The sequence below is a fragment of the Glaesserella sp. genome (assembly GCF_041814905.1).
Classification (GTDB): domain Bacteria; phylum Pseudomonadota; class Gammaproteobacteria; order Enterobacterales; family Pasteurellaceae; genus Glaesserella.
Genome location: NZ_JBGXYA010000055.1, coordinates 48910 through 67668 on the forward strand (window position 1 = coordinate 48910; position 18759 = coordinate 67668).

14 protein-coding genes are annotated in these 18759 nt (G+C 36.4%); 13 read left to right on the forward strand and 1 reads right to left on the reverse strand.

What is annotated here, in order from left to right; genetic code table 11:
• Window positions 1-82 precede the first annotated feature (82 nt).
• Entirely contained in the window at window positions 83-601 is a 519-nt protein-coding gene (locus ACEYJ7_RS08465; RefSeq protein WP_373778637.1) for an Hcp family type VI secretion system effector, read from the reverse strand.
• A gap of 585 nt (window positions 602-1186) precedes the next feature.
• Here ACEYJ7_RS08465 and tssB point away from each other — a divergent pair.
• From tssB to tssM, 13 genes are all read left to right on the forward strand, one after another.
• The gene (gene tssB, locus ACEYJ7_RS08470; RefSeq protein ID WP_373778638.1) at window positions 1187-1684 is read left to right on the forward strand and encodes a type VI secretion system contractile sheath small subunit; all 498 of its coding nucleotides are present in this window, start codon (window positions 1187-1189) and stop codon (window positions 1682-1684) included.
• A 34-nt stretch (window positions 1685-1718) separates the two neighbouring features.
• Complete coding sequence (tssC, locus tag ACEYJ7_RS08475; protein ID WP_373778639.1) at window positions 1719-3197, forward strand: type VI secretion system contractile sheath large subunit; 1479 nt, start codon at window positions 1719-1721, stop codon at window positions 3195-3197.
• Window positions 3198-3204: 7 nt separating this feature from the next.
• On the forward strand, window positions 3205-3648 hold the full coding sequence (gene tssE, locus ACEYJ7_RS08480; protein ID WP_373778641.1) for a type VI secretion system baseplate subunit TssE: 444 nt from the start codon (window positions 3205-3207) through the stop codon (window positions 3646-3648).
• Between the two features lie 8 nt (window positions 3649-3656).
• Window positions 3657-5477, forward strand: coding sequence for a type VI secretion system baseplate subunit TssF (gene tssF, locus ACEYJ7_RS08485; RefSeq protein WP_373778643.1), 1821 nt, complete (start codon window positions 3657-3659; stop codon window positions 5475-5477).
• On the forward strand, window positions 5441-6475 hold the full coding sequence (gene tssG, locus ACEYJ7_RS08490; protein WP_373778644.1) for a type VI secretion system baseplate subunit TssG: 1035 nt from the start codon (window positions 5441-5443) through the stop codon (window positions 6473-6475). The genes tssF and tssG overlap by 37 nt, the downstream gene beginning before the upstream one ends.
• A gap of 4 nt (window positions 6476-6479) precedes the next feature.
• Window positions 6480-7754, forward strand: a complete 1275-nt coding sequence (gene tagH / locus ACEYJ7_RS08495) for a type VI secretion system-associated FHA domain protein TagH (protein ID WP_373778645.1) — start codon at window positions 6480-6482, stop codon at window positions 7752-7754.
• On the forward strand, window positions 7754-8296 hold the full coding sequence (tssJ, locus tag ACEYJ7_RS08500; RefSeq protein WP_373778647.1) for a type VI secretion system lipoprotein TssJ: 543 nt from the start codon (window positions 7754-7756) through the stop codon (window positions 8294-8296). The genes tagH and tssJ overlap by 1 nt, the downstream gene beginning before the upstream one ends.
• A gap of 4 nt (window positions 8297-8300) precedes the next feature.
• Window positions 8301-9647, forward strand: coding sequence for a type VI secretion system baseplate subunit TssK (tssK, locus tag ACEYJ7_RS08505; RefSeq protein WP_373778648.1), 1347 nt, complete (start codon window positions 8301-8303; stop codon window positions 9645-9647).
• A gap of 4 nt (window positions 9648-9651) precedes the next feature.
• Window positions 9652-10413, forward strand: coding sequence for a type IVB secretion system protein IcmH/DotU (gene icmH / locus ACEYJ7_RS08510; protein WP_373778649.1), 762 nt, complete (start codon window positions 9652-9654; stop codon window positions 10411-10413).
• 14 nt (window positions 10414-10427) lie between these two features.
• Window positions 10428-13160 (forward strand): type VI secretion system ATPase TssH, encoded by a 2733-nt coding sequence (tssH, locus tag ACEYJ7_RS08515; RefSeq protein WP_373778651.1) that lies wholly within the window; start codon window positions 10428-10430, stop codon window positions 13158-13160.
• Complete coding sequence (gene vasI / locus ACEYJ7_RS08520; protein WP_373778652.1) at window positions 13145-13834, forward strand: type VI secretion system-associated protein VasI; 690 nt, start codon at window positions 13145-13147, stop codon at window positions 13832-13834. The genes tssH and vasI overlap by 16 nt, the downstream gene beginning before the upstream one ends.
• Window positions 13835-13837: 3 nt before the next feature.
• Entirely contained in the window at window positions 13838-15232 is a 1395-nt protein-coding gene (tssA, locus tag ACEYJ7_RS08525; RefSeq protein ID WP_373778654.1) for a type VI secretion system protein TssA, read from the forward strand.
• A 98-nt stretch (window positions 15233-15330) separates the two neighbouring features.
• Window positions 15331-18759 (forward strand): type VI secretion system membrane subunit TssM (gene tssM, locus ACEYJ7_RS08530; RefSeq protein ID WP_373778655.1); only part of this gene is annotated, 3429 nt, incomplete at its 3' end.

The following is an 18759-nucleotide window of genomic DNA, read 5'->3' on the forward strand; positions in this document are numbered from 1 at the left end:
AGCCAAATGTCTAGACCTTTTTATAAGTCCAAATTAGAAACAGAATTTTTATTTTCTAGATAAAGAGTATCTAGTCAAAAAATTAAGCTTCAAGTGGATTACGCCAGTCGTCGGCACCAGAAGTACCTGCTGATGTGTGTTCCCAATTAATTTTACGATATGCCAAAGAAATTTCCAACAACTGAGTAAACTCACGTTGTGTAGGATCTTGAGCATGAGGCATTTTTAAATCAATACTAACGATAGTTGCATCTTCTAATGAAGTTGTGAAGAAGTGTTCTTGTTTACCTTCAACAGAGGTGCGATACCATTTTAATTCAACTTTAGGTAACATTTCACCAGATGCTAATGCATTGTAAAGCATAGGTACAGCTTTGTTTAATGCAACGGTAAGTTTTAATGGCTTATGAGCACGTTGACCGGAAGGTTGACCTGATTGAGGATCGGTCGGAACTTCAATAACATGCTTAACTTCTTGCACAAGCATTTCATTTTCATGACCTTGAACGAAGATATTACCTACTGATTCAGCTGTGAAAGCACCAGAAGTAATTTCACCTTGTGTTTTACCGGTAATTGATACATAACATGGGGTTGGCATGGTTTTCTCCTACTTTATTACAATTGGGATATGAAACATTTGAAATGTAGCCTTTATGTTAGATTAACTTAAGTTAGTAAAAGCTTTTTACCTATCTCACTATTAACTCACCAAAAGCTTTGTATAAGTATCTCAAATTTTAATAAAATTACAAGAGGGTATGATAAAAAATATTTATTATTAAAGAGGTCTGATTTTTAATAAATCATAGGTATGATGCTGTAAATGTAAATTAATTTTTGTTTTTGGTTGTTTAAAATAATTAAATTTAATTTCTTTCTGAACACCCTTGATATATAATAAAATCTCTTTAGTTTTCAATGAGATGCTAAACTTTGTTTAGCGAGCTTATTATTTTGTTTGTAAGTTTAGCGTTATTGTTTAATAAATTAATTGCCTTTATTTGTAAATATATTAATTTTTTGTAAATAAAATTTGTATGGAGTGGAAATTTTTCCAAATCTTTTATATTTATGGTATTTTGATGTATGATTAATGGATTGCATTATATTGGTGTATTCCATGATATATGCGAGTAAAGGTTCTTAATTCTGTAAAGACAATTTGTAATGAGGAGATCGCTCTATGAGTAAATACAAAGAAGGTTCAGTAGCACCGAAAGAGAGAATTAACATTAAATATGTACCTGCAACGGAAGGTCAAGCTGCAGAGGTTGAATTACCTCTAAATGTGCTTGTTGTCGGTGATATGAAAGGTAGAACAGAAGATTCAACTATTGAAGAGCGTTCTATGATTTCTATTGACAAAAATACATTCTCTGCAGTGATGGGAGAAATGGATATTGAGCTAAACCTCAATGTTCCGAATAAATTGTCAGAAAAAGAGGATGAAGAGTTAAGTGTAAATTTAAGTATCGACTCTTTAAATGATTTTTCACCGGATAACATTGTTAATGCGGTACCTGAACTCAAAAAATTATTAGAGTTACGTGAAGCATTAACTGCGGTAAAAGGTCCGTTGGGTAACGTCCCTGCATTTCGCGCTCGTTTAGCCGAGTTATTAGAGAATGATGAGTCTAGAGAACAACTGCTAAAAGAATTGAATTTAGTAAGCGATAAGTAACCGTTGGTGATATTTTAAGAAAGGGTAATAAACTATGGCAAGAGCTGTAAAAGAACAACTTCAAGAGTCTGAAGTACAAACTACGTCTTTACTTGACGAAATTATGGCGCATACGCGTATTGCATCTGATAGCGAAGGGTACGATGTTGCAAAACAAGGTGTTGCGGCATTTATTTCAAATATCCTAATGACGGATAATCAAGAAGAACCAATCAATAAATTGTTAATCGATCGAATGATTGCAGAGATTGATCGCAAATTAAGTTTGCAGGTTGACGAAATTTTACACCATGAAAAATTCCGCCAGCTAGAATCATCTTGGCGTTCTTTAAAATTGTTAGTAGACAGAACCGACTTCCGTGAAAATGTTAAAATTAATATTTTACATGCAACAAAAGAAGAATTACTTGATGACTTTGAATTTGCTCCTGAATTGGTTCAATCCGGTTTTTATAAACATGTTTATTCTTCTGGTTATGGTCAATTCGGTGGAGAGCCTATTGGTACTGTAATCGGTAATTATGAATTTACTCCAAAAACACCGGATATGAAGTTATTGCAGTATGTTAGTGCCGTAGGTTCTATGGCTCATGCTCCTTTCTTATCATCGGTTTCTCCGACATTCTTTGGTGTTCAAAGTTATACCGAATTACCTGCAATTAAAGATCTTAAGTCTGTTTTTGAGAGCCCTGTCTATACAAAATGGCGTGCATTACGCGAATCAGAAGATTCTCGTAGCCTTGGTTTAACGGTATCACGTTTCTTGGCTCGTTTACCTTATTCTGTTACAGATAATCCGGTAAAAAGTTTTGGTTATGAAGAAGATGTAAGTAAAGACCATGAGCATTATCTGTGGGGAAATAGTGCATTCTTATTAGGTTCCTGCTTAACTGATAGTTTTGCTAAATACCGTTGGTGTGCAAATATTATCGGACCACAAAGTGGCGGTGCTGTTTATGATTTGCCAGTCCATTTATATGAAGCTATGGGGCAAACCGTTGCTAAAATCCCAACAGAAGTATTGATTACAGATCGTCGTGAATTTGAATTGGCGGAAGAAGGCTTTATTGCTTTGACAATGCGTAAAGGAAGTGATAATGCTGCGTTTTTCTCTGCCAACTCAGTTCAGAAACCGAAAGTTTTCCCTAACACAAAAGAAGGTAAGATTGCTGAAACCAATTATAAATTGGGCACACAGTTACCTTATACGTTCATGATCACTCGTATAGCTCACTACATTAAAGTACTGCAAAGAGAGCAAATTGGTAGCTGGAAAGAGCGCGGTGATTTAGAGAAAGAACTCAATACTTGGTTGAAACAATATGTTGCAGATCAGGAGAATCCGCCGGCTGATGTTCGTAGTCGCCGTCCTTTCCGTAGTGCATCCATTAGTGTGTCTGATGTAGCGGGTGATCCGGGTTGGTATTTATCTTCAATCAAAGTGAGACCACATTTCAAATATATGGGCTCTAATTTTGAATTGTCGCTAGTTGGTCGTTTAGATAAGGAGTAGATTTTTTATGCCAGCATTACTTAGCTGGGATAGAGAAAACGCTGCCAGCTTGTTTGAACGAATTCAAGCAGAAGATACTCAAATTTCTAAACGTCATCATTCGAGGGAACTTGTTTTATCCGTTAAGCGTAATTTACTCAACATTTTAAATACCCATCCTGGAGCCTGTCAAAGTGCTTCAGATTTGGGTATTGTTGATTTAAATGATGCGACCATAGGTACTATGGACATGACGGGGAAAATTCAATCTGTCATTGAAAGTTGTATTTTAAATTTTGAGCCTAGAATTACTTCTGTGAAAGTACAATCACTGATAAATGAAGATAATCCTCTATTACTGCATTTTCGTATTGATGCAGTATTATCAGTGGAAGACATACATTCTTCAGTGATATTTAATTTACATTTAGATAACGATCGCCATTATTACTTAGATCTTGCTGATATTTGAGCATAACGATGTCTGTATTAGAAAAATATTTCAGAAACGAACTAGAATATTTACGTGAACTAGGGAAACAACTTGCTGTTGAAAAACCGCATTTAGCTAATTTTTTGTCTGAGAAAAGTTCAGATCCTGATGTTGAACGTTTATTAGAAGGGTTTGCTTTTTTAACAGGAAATCTAAGAGCTAAGATCGAAGATGAGTTTCCTGAATTTACACATAGCATGATTAATATGCTGTGGCCTAACTATTTAAGACCAACTCCAAGTATGACTATAGTGGAGTTTTCTCCCGATGAAAAAGTCGGAAAATTGCAAGATATAGTAGAGAAAGGTACTTATTTATTAAGTAAGCCTATTTCCACGACTTACATTAATCAAGATAATGCTATTATTGATGATGGTGAGGTTCGATGTACTTTCCAAACTTGTCGTGATGTGTGGTTAAATCCTTTTTCAATTAAAGAGATTGTGACAACGAACAATAATGAAAAGTCAGTTATTGAAATTCATTTCTCTTCTGAATCTGAGTTGTCTTTTGATACTTTAGATTTAAATAAATTAAGATTTTATCTAGGTGCGGATGAGTATAGTAGTCAGCAATTATATTTATGGCTGTCCTACTATCTTCAATCCGCTAAATTGGTGATAAATGAGATAAATTATCCGGTACCTAATATCAACTTTTCTCCTGTAGGATTTAAGAGAGAGGATGCTATATTACCTTATCCTCAACATACAAATGCAGGGTATAGAGTTTTGCAAGAGTATTATTGTTTTCCTGAAAGTTTTTTATTTTTTGATGTAACTGGATTTGAAACACTATCATCTGAAGTGAAAAGTAAAACGTTTACTCTTAAACTATCATTTTCTTTGCCTTTACCTGTAGATGTAAATATTCGGACATCAACATTCCGTTTGCATTGTGTGCCTGCTATTAATTTGTTTAAACATGATAGTGAGAATATTCGTTTAGATGGAACCAAAACAGAATATATAGTTAAAGGAAGTCACCAACATCCGGACTGGTATGAAATTTTCTCAATAGATAAAGTTTCTAGTTTTGTTCAAAAAGAGACTAATTTAAGTAAAAGAAACAATAGTGGTAGCCGTGTTTACGAACCTTTTGAAAGTTTTCGTCATCAAATAGAATATATGAAAGGTCGAACATCTCTTTATTATCGTTTGAGAACTAAAGAAGCTTTATTTCACTCCGGTTTTGATCACTATTTATCCTTTGTTAGAGGTGATGAGGTTCAATTATTAACAACAAATGAATGTGTTGCTATTGATTTAACTTGTACTAACCGTGATTTACCGACTCAATTAAAGGTTGGCGATATTTGTGTTAGTACCGAGCAACATCCGTCTTCAACACAATTTAAAAATATTACACGTCCATCATTACCTCTACACCCTTCATTAGATGGAACGTTGGCTTGGAAACTAATTTCTAATTCTTCTTTAAATTATTTATCGTTATTAGATATTGAACCATTGAAGGAAATATTGAAAACCTATGATTTACCGGCTTGGCATAGTCGTCGTAATGCAAAAATTTCACAAAAGAAATTAGATGCCATTCAATCAATTGAAACCATATCCATTGATAGATTATTTAAAGGAGTTTCAATTAGAGGGCTTCAATCCACATTACATATAAAACAAAGTGGGTTTACTTCTGAAGGAGATATGTTTTTATTTGGTAGTGTACTGTCCCAATTTTTTACGCTTTATGCGAGTGTGAACTCTTTCCATAAATTAAGAATAGTGAATATTGATAATCAGGAGGTGTACGAATGGCCAATTCAAATAGGTCAACACGCCCTGATGTAGAAAAGACACAATTAATTAATATTACGCGTTATAGCTTTTATCAATTAGTTGAAATACTTTTTAAATTATCAAAGGTAGAATCTGCGACAACTTTAGCATTATTACCTCAAAAAGAGCCGATTCGCTTCATGTCATCTGCAGGATTGGAATTTCCAATCCGGGATATTGTGGATGTACTTTCAACTAAGCAAGGGCAATACTATTTAGAAGTTAGTTTTTTAGGATTACATGGTAGCCAATCTCCGTTACCAACTTATTATTTAGAAAGTTTAGCCGCTGAATATTTACATAAAGAAACGAAGCTAGTTGATTTTATGAATTTATTCAACCATAGATTAGTATTATTGCTACACCATATTTGGAGAAAATACCGCTACTACATTAATTTTAGAGATGAAGGAACAGATGCTTTTTCACAACGAATGTTTTCGCTAGTTGGATTAGGGCATGAAAAAACGCGTAATCGTTTAAGTATACATCATAGTAAAATGTTAGCTTATGCGGGAATGCTGGCTAGTCCGGGAAGATCTTCTGAGGTTATTGCAAATTTAGTTTCTCATTGTTTTGATTTACCTGATGTTAGTCTAAAAGAATGGCGTTTCCGGTACGTAAATATTTCCGAAAATGAACAGAATCGTTTAGGAGGGATCCTAAAAGAATTAGGACGACCGCCTACAGGTCGTAGTTGTTTAGGGGTGAATTTTACATTGGGTGGAAAAAATCCTGATCGTGGAGGTAAGTTTGAACTTCAATTGAACAATCTTTCACGTAAGCAATTTCTTTCTTTTTTACCTAACGGAGAGAATTATTTATCATTAATTACGTTTGTTTCTTTTGTTTTAAAAGATCAATTTGCTTGGGATTTAAAGTTGGGGCTTAAACCGAAGCAAATCACAGGTATGAAACTTGGTGATGAGCAAAATTCTATGCTTGGTTGGACAAGTTTTGTAGGTAAACCGGATCAAAAACCCAATGTGACAATTTGTATTAGGGAGTAGATAAGTGAGTCATTATTCATTGATATTAAGCGTTAAAAATGTTACCGATTTAGAGAGCGGTCGATCCCGAGAAAATGTTTTTAACAAAGATGGTGGAACTATTGGTAGTGGTGCCAATAATCATTGGGTATTACAAGATATAAAAGGTACTATTCCGACAAATCAAGCCAATATTGAATGGAGAGATAATGCTTTTTGTTTACAGGTTATCGGGAAAGCATTATTGGTAAATTCCGCAACCTTTACTCCTAAATCCGGGTTTATCCGTTTGAAAGACGGAGATCAGATTAAGCTTGGCTCTTTAAAGTTAGCAGTTACAATAAGTGAAACGGATTTATTATCAGAAAACCGTTCAGGAAAAACGGTTGAAGAGATAGTTGCTGGCAACCAAGACTACTTAAAAGAAATTCTGGACCGTAAACACGGGGTAAATTTGGTTGATGAGAAACAACTCGCGGATACGGTAGACGAAAGTATTGTTAAAGATCCTATATTTGCTTTAGATCCTAAAGGAAATAATATTACCAACTCTGATACCGGTGGTAATTCGCATCACTTATTATCAGATCGCCATCGTTCAGAAGATAAATCAATCAAATTACAATCTTATGGAGATTTTAAGATGAACCACCAATCTTATGTGGATTTACCAATAGTGCACAATGAGGATGAAGAGCACTCTCAATTTATGGAAAATGCTTACGTTACTATTTCCCCGTTAATGAGAGAGATGGATACCAAGATTAAGCTGATAGATAGCCAGGAAGCAAACGACTTTTTAGAAGAGGTTGGCAAAACGTTAAAAGCTGTTATTGAAGGTTTATTAGCGTTGCAAAAAGAACAAAATAGTTTGTCTGATAAACATTTGCGACCGATAGAAGATAACCCTCTTCGCCTAAATTTAGATTATTCTACAACGATGGAGGTATTATTCGGAGATCAAAAAAGCCCGGTTCATCTAGCTGCACCTGCAGCCGTATCAGAAAGTTTGCATAACTTATTAATTCATAATGAGGCAAATCGTGTAGCTATTATTAGTGCATTGGGGGCAATTTTAGATGCATTCTCTCCCCAATTATTATTGCAACGATTTGAAAATTATCGCCGTAGTAATGAGAAACAAAATGGAGGAAGTGCCTGGGCTTGGGAAATGTATAAAAATTATTACGAAGAATTAACATCAAAACGTCAATATGGTTTTGAGAAATTATTCTGGGAAGTCTATTCTCAGGCTTATGACAAAGCATTACGTGATAAACAAAATAAAGGAAATGAATAATGTTTTATATGCACCGTAACTTAAAATCGAAATTGCTCTCTGTATTATTGGTCACTCTCGTTCTTTCGGGGTGCCAAACTATGACTAAAATAGGAAAAGTTATCAAAGATCCGGATATCCAAGTTGGCGGTCCGTTAGAGCAGCCGTCTACCGTACAGATTTCATTGCTTGCAGAATCTGATATTAACCGTAATGAGGCGGGTCAACCATCTCCAATAGAGTTACAACTAGTTTATCTAAGCGAAGATTCTAAATTACTATCCGCTTATTATGAGCAACTTAGTATGGAAGAATTGAAAGACGTTTTAGGAAAAAACTATATTGATCATCAAGATTATACTTTATTACCGTCTCAATATAAGTCTTTGCCACAGGTTAAATTGAAAGAGGAAAATAACTATCTTGGTGTAATTGCATATTATGCTGATTCCGGAGAGACAGAGTGGAAAAAAGTCGTGACGTTAAAAGGAGTGGGTCATAGATATCATATATTAGTTCATGTTAGGGAAAATGAAGTAGATATTAGAAAGGACGAAGAATAATTTTATGTCTAAGAACAGAGTGATTTGGAAAGAAGGATTGTTTGTTCAACCACAGCATTTCCAACAACAGCAGCGTCATATTGATTATTTAATTCAAAATCAATTATTAGCTTTGAATAATAATTACAATTTTGGATTAATTTCTCTCGAAATTGATCGGGAAATGTTAAATCTTGGGCGTATTGCGTTGCTATCTGCAAGAGGGGTATTTCCGGACGGTTCGTATTTTAACTTACCGGCCCAAGATCTATTACCTGCACCATTGGAAATCAAACAGTTAGATAATGCCAGCTCGTATGATATTTATCTTGCATTACCTAATTCAAGTGCTGTTTTTACTGAAATTCATTCGGAATATAACAATCAGAATAACGTTTCTATTCGATACAAAGAAAATTTGCAGGATGTTCGAGATATTCATTCTCCAAATGGAAATAGTAGTTCATTATTTTTGGCGAAGTTGTCTCCTAAACTTATTCAAGGGAATGAAGACAGGAGTGCATATACCTATCTGCATATTGCTCGTATTCGGGATAAATTATCGGATGGTAGAATCGAATTAGATGATAAATTTATTCCAACGTGTATGGATGTTGTGGCTTCTTCAGAATTGAGGGCTTTCATCGGAGAGTTAGCAAGTACATTAGAACAACGAGCAGAAACGTTGTCATCCCGTATTGGTTCTCCTAGCCAACAGGGGATTGCTGATGTCGCTGAATTTTTGATGTTACAACTATTGAATAGAGAACATCCGTTTTACAAACATCTAAATATTCATCCGCATATTCATCCTGAATATTTCTATCGATTACTTATTCAGTTATGTGGTGAATTGATGACTTTCACCGACGCATCTCGTTTACCGAAAGAGTTTTTACGTTATGACCATTTTGCAATGACGGAATGCTTTCAACGTTTATTCAGACAATTAAGAATTGCGTTAAGTACTGTACTAACACCTAAAGCGGTATCGATACAATTAGAATCTTTACCATATGGTGTGAAGAGTGCTGTCATTAATGATCAGGATCTGTTATATAAAGCTGAATTTATTCTTGCTGTTTCAGCACGGATACCGGAAGAGCTACTACGTAAACAATTTGTACAACAAATTAAAATTACAACGCCGGATAAAATTCGTCAATTAGTGAGCGTTCAGCTACCGGGTATAGAAGTTCGTCCGCTAACAACGGCTCCTCGCCAATTACCATATCATGCAGGGTATACCTATTTTCATTTGGATACTCATAGTGATGAATGGCGTGAAGTACAGAAAAGCCATGCGATTGCCTTCCATGTGTCAGGAGAGTTCCCTGAATTAGATATGCAATTATGGGCAATAAGAGGTTAACGATATGAGTGAAGCGATTTTAGATAAACTAAATACACAAGACTCCGAATTAATTTCATCTTCTTATAATCTTCCCTTAAGAGGATATAGCATTAATCCTATGATTGATGCTGCGACTCCTCTTTTAGGAATGGTATTACGATTGAAAGATGTCACAGATCAAGATATGCCTTCAATGTTGTATGAACAGGTTGTTCAAGATATTCAATCATTAGAGCAGATCTTACGCGAACATCATTATGAGCCGGGAATGGTCGTTTCATTCCGTTATGTACTTTGTACTTTTATTGATGAAATTGCTTTAGGACATGGTTGGGGAGCTAAGAGCAGTTGGTTCCAAAAATCATTATTGACCTATTTCCATAACGAAACTTGGGGCGGTGAAAAAGTTTATATTTTATTAAATAAACTTATGGCGGAGCCTAAGCGTTATTTAGATCTTCTTGAATTTATGTATGTTTGCTTCAGTCTTGGCTTTAGAGGAAGATACAAAGTAACGGGGCAAAATACCGAGGAATTTGAGAGTATTTTTCGTAAGTTACATGATGTAATTGTAAACACCTCGGATAAAAAAACATCGGGTGTTATTTATTATCAAGAAAACGATACTAAAAAACATTCTTATCAGTTATTGAATAAAATAACACTTGGAAAAATATTTGGTATCGGATTGGTTATTTTAATCGGTGTTTATTGTGTTTATTTATTCAGATTAAATAATCAAACCAAAACCATCATAGAACAACTAAATAATTTATTGAATTAAGAGAAGATAACAATATGATTCGAGTTGAATTACCGGTTTTAGTCGGAAAATTAAATCCAATAGCTAAGCACACTTTGGAAGTTTGTGCTGCTCGTTGTATGAATGAACAGTTTGCTGAAATTACAGTGCCCCAATTTCTATTCAGTTTTTTAGAAACACCATTGTGTGATATACGGGTAATATTAGCTCAATCGAATATTGATATTGAAGAGTTAAAAGGTTATTTACAAGAAGTCGTTGGAAAAGACGGTCAACTACAAGCCCAACAAAACTATCCGAGTTTTTCACCATTGTTAGTTGAACTATTACAGGACAGTTGGTTGGTTGCATCCACTGAATTCGGTCATGCTGATTTGCGAAGCGGTATAGTGTTGTATGTGCTATTAGCCTCATTACATCGCTACGTACCACATCAAGCGGCAAAAATGTTGATGGTGATTAACCGAGAGATTTTAAAACGCGATTTTACTCAACTTGTTGCCTCATCATCAGAGACAGAACTTACAAAAGAATCCGGCGTAAATCCGACTAAAACACTTTCTAGCGGGCAGGAAAGCCTGTTAGATAAATATGCCCAAAATATGACTGCGCTTGCACGAGAAAATAAATTGGATCCGGTGCTATGTCGTGATAAAGAGATCAATTTAATGATTGATATCCTTTGCAGACGTCGCAAAAACAATCCGATTGTTGTGGGCGAAGCCGGTGTAGGGAAAAGTGCATTAATCGAAGGATTAGCATTACGTATTGTGGCGGGCAATGTGCCTGAAAAACTGTTAGATAACGATGTAATGACATTAGATTTGGGGGCATTACAGGCAGGTGCGGCGGTAAAAGGAGAGTTTGAAAAGCGTTTTAAAGGCATTATGAATGAGGTACTTACATCACCAAAGCCAATCATCCTCTTTATTGATGAAGCACACACTTTAATTGGCGCCGGTAACCAACAAGGCGGATTAGACATTTCTAATTTACTCAAGCCGGCACTTGCAAGAGGAGAACTCAGAACAATTGCCGCAACGACTTGGAGCGAATATAAAAAATATTTTGAAAAAGATGCAGCGTTATCCCGACGCTTTCAGTTAGTTAAATTAGCAGAACCGACGGTTGATGAGGCTATTGTTATTATGCGTGGTCTACGTAATGCTTATGAACAATCGCATCAAGTATTAATTGAAGAAGATGCTTTAATTTCTGTAGCGGAATTGAGTGAACGTTACTTAAGCGGAAGACAGCTACCGGATAAGGCGATCGATGTTTTGGATACGGCTTGTGCACGCGTAGCTATCAATCTGACTTCTCCGCCCAAATTAGTTGCAGAATTGGAAAATGCACAGCACCAGCTAAAAATGGAAATTGATTTGCTCCAAAGAGAGATTAAGCTGGGGTTGAGTATTGATGAAACTCGTTTATCCGAATTACAAAATAAACTTGATTCTAACACGACCAAATTAGCAGATATCAGCCAAAGCTGGCAAAAACAGCAATCAATAGTGAAAGAAATTATTGCATTACGGGCGAAGTTATTAGAAGGTGGCACAGAACCTCTTGAAAAAGAAAGTTCCATTGACGTTAACAAAACAGAATTTGCAAATAAAGAGGAAAAAGAGACCGCTTGTAGCAGTGACGAAACCGAGATTTCGGATGTGTTATCAGAGGAAGAGATCTCAGAAAAATTGAAAGCACTCACTCAAGAACTTGATGAGTTACAGCAGACAGAAATTTTGGTATCACCTCACGTCACTCAAAAACAAATTGCTTCTGTTATTGCAGAGTGGACTGGTGTTCCGATTGATCGTTTGTCTCAAAATGAGCTTACCGTCATAACCGATTTACCTCACTATCTCTCCAAAGAGATTAAAGGACAAGATCTTGCGATTAAGCATTTGCATCGACATTTATTAACGGCAAGAGCAGATCTACGTAGAGCGGGGCGACCTTTAGGTGCATTTTTATTTGTTGGTCCAAGTGGTGTAGGTAAAACGGAAACGGTGTTACAAGTTGCAGACTTATTGTTTGGCGGGAAGCAATACCTTACCACAATTAATATGTCTGAATTCCAAGAGAAACATACGGTTTCACGCTTAATCGGTTCACCGCCGGGATATGTCGGATTTGGTGAGGGTGGCGTACTTACTGAAGCCATTCGTCGCAAACCGTATTCAGTTGTACTTTTAGACGAAGTTGAAAAGGCCCATCCGGATGTATTGAACTTGTTCTATCAAGCTTTTGATAAAGGCGAATTAGCTGATGGCGAAGGACGTATTATTGATTGTAAAAATATCGTATTCTTTTTAACCTCTAATTTGGGGTATCAGACCATTGTTAATCATGCAGATACACCGGAAAAGATTATTGATGAACTGTATCCTGAATTAGCGGAGTTCTTTAAACCGGCATTACTTGCCCGAATGGAAGTTATACCTTATTTGCCACTGCCGAAAGAAGTGTTAATGACGATTATTGAGGGTAAACTGAATAAGTTAACTACATTATTAGAGAAACGTTTTAATGCTCAAGTTGTTGTGGAGAATGAAGTAAAAGAAGAGATTTTACGTAGAGCCAGCCGTGCAGAGAATGGTGCGCGTATTTTAGAATCTATCATTGACGGTCAAATGTTACCGCCGGTTTCTTTGTTACTGTTACAACAAATTGCGGCGAATAAAGAAATTAAAGAGATTTATTTCGGTCTGAGAGATAACCGTTTTATTGCTAAAGTTGGAGAAGATGAATGCGATTTGACCTAACTTCAATCAAAAATCGAGCTTGTTTTTTTGTTGCAGGAAGCGCTTTTTTTCTGCCTTCTTATGTTTTGGCGGAGACGGAAGCATTGTCTCCTGCAGAAGAAACATTAAAAGCGATGGAAATATGTCGTCAGGAAAAGTCATCGTTAGATCGTTTAGATTGCTATGATAATGCATGGAAAACCCATATGCCTACAGTATCCGATAATCAAAAAGGTGGTATTGCTTGGAATAGAGCAATGGAACATGAAGGGGCTAGAACGAATAACACCATTTCATTACTAACTAAGTCATATAATTCGGACGGAGGTAATCCGACAATTATTATTACAACGCCTGCTTTAGGTTATAAAAGCCCTAGACCGGTATTGATGTTTAGTTGCATTGATAATATTACACGTTTACAAATAGCTTTGCTGAATCCATCAGACAAACGTGATACTAATGTTGAAGTATCAACCGATAAAACAAAGTTTGAAACACGTTGGTTCTTTCGTGAAAACGGATTCCTGCTAGAAGCAAGCCGCGGATTGGAAGGAATCAGCGAAATACAACGGTTATTTAAATCAAATACGTTAAAAATTAAATCGAATATTCCCGGAGTTAACGGTTTGACTTTTAATATACAAAATTTAGAGCAAGAAATTAAACCGCTTAGAACAGCATGTCATTGGTAAAGTATGGACTTATTAACTGATAACCCTTGGCGTATAACGATTCTAACGCCAATTGAAACCGATATTAATCTTGATGAGGATCCGGCTTGGATCGAGCTTGATGGTGAAATGGTGAAATTAGGCTCATTAGGGCATGAATCTCTTAACGTTTCTCAAGTTCAACAAAAAGCATTAACATTACTATCAACAAAAAGTAAAGATGTAAGAATCGTCGCACATCTTTTAAAAACACTGCAACATTCAGGTAAAGCAGCAGAGTTATTACTCGGATTAGCCCTGTTATCTGACTATGTTGAGGCATTTTGGAAAGATGCTCCGCCAAAACAAAGTATTAAGAAAGTCCGCTTGGGGCAGCAAATTCTTAAACGCTTTGAGAATATGGCTACGAAATTTAACCAATCGGCTTCGCGATTAGAAAAAGATGAAGCTAAAATTCAATTAGAAAGGCTAAAACAGTATTGGGAAGATCCTAAACTATTAGAAGAAGTTGAAACGCTATTAAATCGTTATACTTTTAGTGAAACAACAGAAGTTGAATCTGCAACAGTTGCTACTACAGCAGAAAAAAACTTGCAACCTACAGTGAATACTCATGTCGTTTCCAATGCTCCGGTTGTTTCAAACAGCAAACCAATGGTGATGGAGCCGATAGAAATTGATCATAGTAATGAAAAAGCTTGGCGCAATACGTTGTTAAAAGTGGCGGACTATCTAATTGAAAAAGATCTGTCGGAAGCGGTAGGATACCAATTAAGACGTTATGCTATTTGGAGTAATATTACCTCCGCCCCTCTTTCCGAAAATAACAAAACGCAATTGGCAGCAATATCTGCTGACCGTGTTGCCGAATATAAGGCGGGGTTGGAAAATGCGGATGTACATTTATGGAAAGAAGTTGAATACAGCTTAACGCTGGCGCCATTTTGGTTTGAAGGACATTACTTATCCGCTGAAATAGCTCATCGTTTGGGTTACATTAAAGTTTCAACCGCGATAAGAGAGAGCCTCGATCACTTTCTTGAACGATTGCCGGTTTTAAAGGAGCTCACATTTAGTGATAATTCTCCGTTCTTATCGCAAAGTTGCCAGCAATGGTTACAACAAAGTAAAGCTGCAGAGAATAAATTACATAGCGTTAACGATCTAAATCAACATATAGAAAGTTATTATGAGACAGAAGGCTTGGAAAAAACGTTACAGCTGATTAATGAACAAACCTATTCAGATATGAGGGATAAAGTTTATGCGCAATTACAGAGTATTAAGTTGTTAAATAAGTCTGGATTACACAGCTTGGCAAAACAACATTATGCAACCTTACAAGGTGCATTAGAAACCGTATCAGTTAAAGATTGGGAACCATCCTTATTCTCTTTATTGATAAAAGAACAAGAATGAATTAATAAATAAAGAAGGTTTTAATAATGAGACTACCATCATTTTTTCAAACATTTAGACCATTATTAACAAGATTGAAATTGTCTGGTCCTATCCTAATGATTGTGCTTTGGATTGCTACAATGATTTGGATTTGGTGGCAAGGTGAAACTTACACAATTAATGGGTATAAACCGCTGGAGAGCGTAACTAATCGTTGGCTATCCACCGCTGTTCTTATTATTATCGGAATTTCTTGGATAACATGGAAAATCAACCAGCGTTTAAAACAATTGGAAAAACGCCATCAGGAAGATAAACAGAATTTCAATAACCCAATTAAAGAGAATATTGAAGCACAGCGTCATTATTTAGATCGCTGGGTTTTAAAATTTCAACGCTATTTAGATACATCAAAATACCAATATGATCTCCCTTGGTATTTGTTATTAGGTACTGAAGATAGCGGAAAATCATCTTTACTCAAAGAAAATGGCGGTTTTGTAGAGCTTTATCAGAGTGATGATGAAGAAACTGCAAAAAGCGTTGAGTTTTCAATTTTTAACAATGAAAAAGCAGTCTTAATTGTTCCGAATGGTAACTTGGTCTCACAACATATTGAAGTTGAAGATAAACCTCGTTTATACACGAAGTTATGGAAAAATCTTCTAGATTGGACTGCGGAACAACGTGGTCGTCAGCCTCTGAACGGCATCATTCTCTGTGTCGATCTTTATCAGTTATTAACTTTAAATAAAGATGGAAAAGATGCTTATCTTTCTACGTTACAAGACCGCCTAAAAGAAATCTCTGAAGTAGTTAATGCAGAATTACCGGTTTACGTGATTTTGACGAAAATGGATCGTCTATACGGCTTCCAAGCGATGTACCGTAAACTAACCAAAGAACAAATTGAGAGTGTATTGGGCGCAACTTTCTCAGAGAAAGGTGAGAAATGGAAGGAAGAATTAGACACATTCTGGAATTCTTGGTGTCAGCAAATGAATGCATCAATGCCGGATATGATGTTAAATGACGTGCTGCCTGAACAACGTAGTCAGCTTTTCAGTTTTATTCGACAAATTAGTGGAGCTCACGAAGAAGTATCGACATTTTTAGCCGATTTGAAAAATATGGGGGGTAAAGCGGATATTTTCTTTAAAGGGCTTTATTTTACTTCTGTATTACAGAATGGAAAAATTGATGATTTATTTGTGCAATCTGCTGCAGAACAATATCACTTAAGTAATCAAACATATCCAACGTGGTTAGTTAAAACATCACGTACATATTTCTGTACTAACTTGTTTGATAATACATTATTTGATTATCCGAATTTGGCACAAGAAAATTCGGTATGGAATTTAGCATATCAAAATCGCCTGAAAGCATTTTCTATTATCGGTGGTCTTGCTGCTATCGGACTATTATTCGGTTGGCATCATTATTACCAAAAAAATCACAATGCCGGAGAGATGATTTTACAGCAAGTCCAACAATTTAAAGAAATTCCGATGCCTGAAGGTGTCGACTATTACGGTGATAAACAATTGCCATTGTTAAACCCGATGAGAGATGCAACCTTTGCTTATGGAAATGAAGTGGATGCAGCGAATCTCTTTACAGATATGGGGCTATATCAAGGACACAATATGGGTCCATATGCCCGCTCGGCCTATTTACGGTTACTTAACTTACGTTATTTACCGGCGATTATGACGGGATTACAACATAAGCTGGATACTTCACCGCCGAATAGTGATGAAAAATTGGAAACACTTCGTGTCATGAGAATGCTTGATGATAAAACCGGACGTGTAGACCAAGTTGTTGAAGATTATATGCAAAAATATTGGAGTGATGCATTTAGAGGTCAAAACCAACTTCAAGCAAACTTACTTTCACACTTAGACTACGCATTGAAATACACGGATTGGCATGGAGAAAGAGTAAAAGGTGACGGAGAATTAATTAAAGCCTTTGAGCCGTTTGATCTTTCTATAAAGGATGCACAAAAAGAGCTGAGCAATCTTTCGCTATACGATCGTGTTTATCAAATATTAAAAACAACGGCGAAGAAAGTGTTCCCGTCGGATTTAAATCTGCGTGAAGAAATTGGCTCCGGTTTCGATTCGTTATTTAGACCGATAGACGAAGAGTTAGTTTATATTCCGCGCTTTTTTACAACGGAAGGGTTAACTAATTATTTCTTGAAACGGGATACGCAGTTAGTCGATCTCACGGCGATTGACAGTTGGGTACTCAATTTATCTAAAAATATTGAGTATAGCGACACGGATCGTAAAGAAATCAGTACAAGAATCACCGAGCAGTATGTGAATGACTATGTTTCGACATGGAATGACGCAATCAATAATCTGACGATTAAACGATTTGAAGATATTCCGGAAGCAATTTCAGCCATTGAAAAAGTGACGGGGAATTCACAAACGATGCGTCGAGCCATTGGTGCCGTCGTCAGCAATACCGATGCACCGGCTGTTCCAAAAGGATTGGAAGGCAAAAATTTAGATGATGTTTTATCTTCATCCGAATATTTGCTGAAGAATGCGATTTCACGTAATTTCTTAAATGAAAAAGCGATCTTGGCTCAGGAAGACGGTAGTAGAGAAAACCTTTTACAACGTGTTTATCCGCAGTTATCTAATTTGCACCGTTATTTATTAGCGATCCAAAATGCACCGGATCAAGGTAAAGCCGCCTTAAAAGCAGTGCAATTACGTGTAGAGCAGCAATCGCTCGACCCGATTTTAGAACTGCAGCAAACGGCGAAAACATTACCGCAACCGTTAAATCAATGGGTGGAGCAAATCGCAGATAATGCTTGGAAGGTAGTATTGAAATCAGCCATTTTAGCCTTAGAGGTAGAATGGAATGATAAGGTCATTAAACCTTATCAAATGCATATTGCAGGTCGTTATCCGTTTGACCCGCACGCATCGCAAGAAGTTGCCATTAGTGATTTTGACCGATTCTTTGCGCCGGACGGTACCTTAGACAGCTTCTACACCAAATATCTCAGTGCATTTATTGAACACGGGTTGACCGATGCAGAAGACGGAGAAACGCCGTTAATCCAAGAAGAGGTGTTACAGCAATTAGCGATGGCACAACACATCAGAGATACCTTCTTTAGCGGAGAAAACGGGCTGGGAACGCAATATATTGTCGAGCCGTTGAGCTTGTCGGCGAATAAGCGTCGTAGCGTGTTGAATTTAGACGGACAAATTATTGACTTTACCCATGGTAATAAACGTCGGGTTAATGTGGTTTGGCCAAACTCCATGAATATTTCTGTGGAAAGTAAACTGACTTTGGTCCCGAATCAGATTAATACCTCACCGCGCAGTATTTCTTATAGAGGTCCGTGGGCACAGATTAAGCTGTTCAGTTCAGGTAAGTTGATTAGTCAAAGAGAGGGTTCATTTGATATCCGCTATGATGTAGACGGCGGGTATGCGACATACCGAATTTATACGGATGCGACCAATAACCCGTTCTCCCCGGAAATTTTCAGAGACTTCCAT

Coding starts and splice junctions, on each gene's coding strand:
- icmH (WP_373778649.1), top strand. CDS start 9,652: ATGAGTGAAGCGATTTTAGATAAACTAAATACACAAGACTCCGAATTA.
- tssB (WP_373778638.1), top strand. CDS start 1,187: ATGAGTAAATACAAAGAAGGTTCAGTAGCACCGAAAGAGAGAATTAAC.
- tssA (WP_373778654.1), top strand. CDS start 13,838: ATGGACTTATTAACTGATAACCCTTGGCGTATAACGATTCTAACGCCA.
- tssK (WP_373778648.1), top strand. CDS start 8,301: ATGTCTAAGAACAGAGTGATTTGGAAAGAAGGATTGTTTGTTCAACCA.
- vasI (WP_373778652.1), top strand. CDS start 13,145: ATGCGATTTGACCTAACTTCAATCAAAAATCGAGCTTGTTTTTTTGTT.
- tssE (WP_373778641.1), top strand. CDS start 3,205: ATGCCAGCATTACTTAGCTGGGATAGAGAAAACGCTGCCAGCTTGTTT.
- tssF (WP_373778643.1), top strand. CDS start 3,657: ATGTCTGTATTAGAAAAATATTTCAGAAACGAACTAGAATATTTACGT.
- tssJ (WP_373778647.1), top strand. CDS start 7,754: ATGTTTTATATGCACCGTAACTTAAAATCGAAATTGCTCTCTGTATTA.
- tssH (WP_373778651.1), top strand. CDS start 10,428: ATGATTCGAGTTGAATTACCGGTTTTAGTCGGAAAATTAAATCCAATA.
- ACEYJ7_RS08465 (WP_373778637.1), bottom strand. CDS start 601: ATGCCAACCCCATGTTATGTATCAATTACCGGTAAAACACAAGGTGAA.
- tssG (WP_373778644.1), top strand. CDS start 5,441: ATGGCCAATTCAAATAGGTCAACACGCCCTGATGTAGAAAAGACACAA.
- tssC (WP_373778639.1), top strand. CDS start 1,719: ATGGCAAGAGCTGTAAAAGAACAACTTCAAGAGTCTGAAGTACAAACT.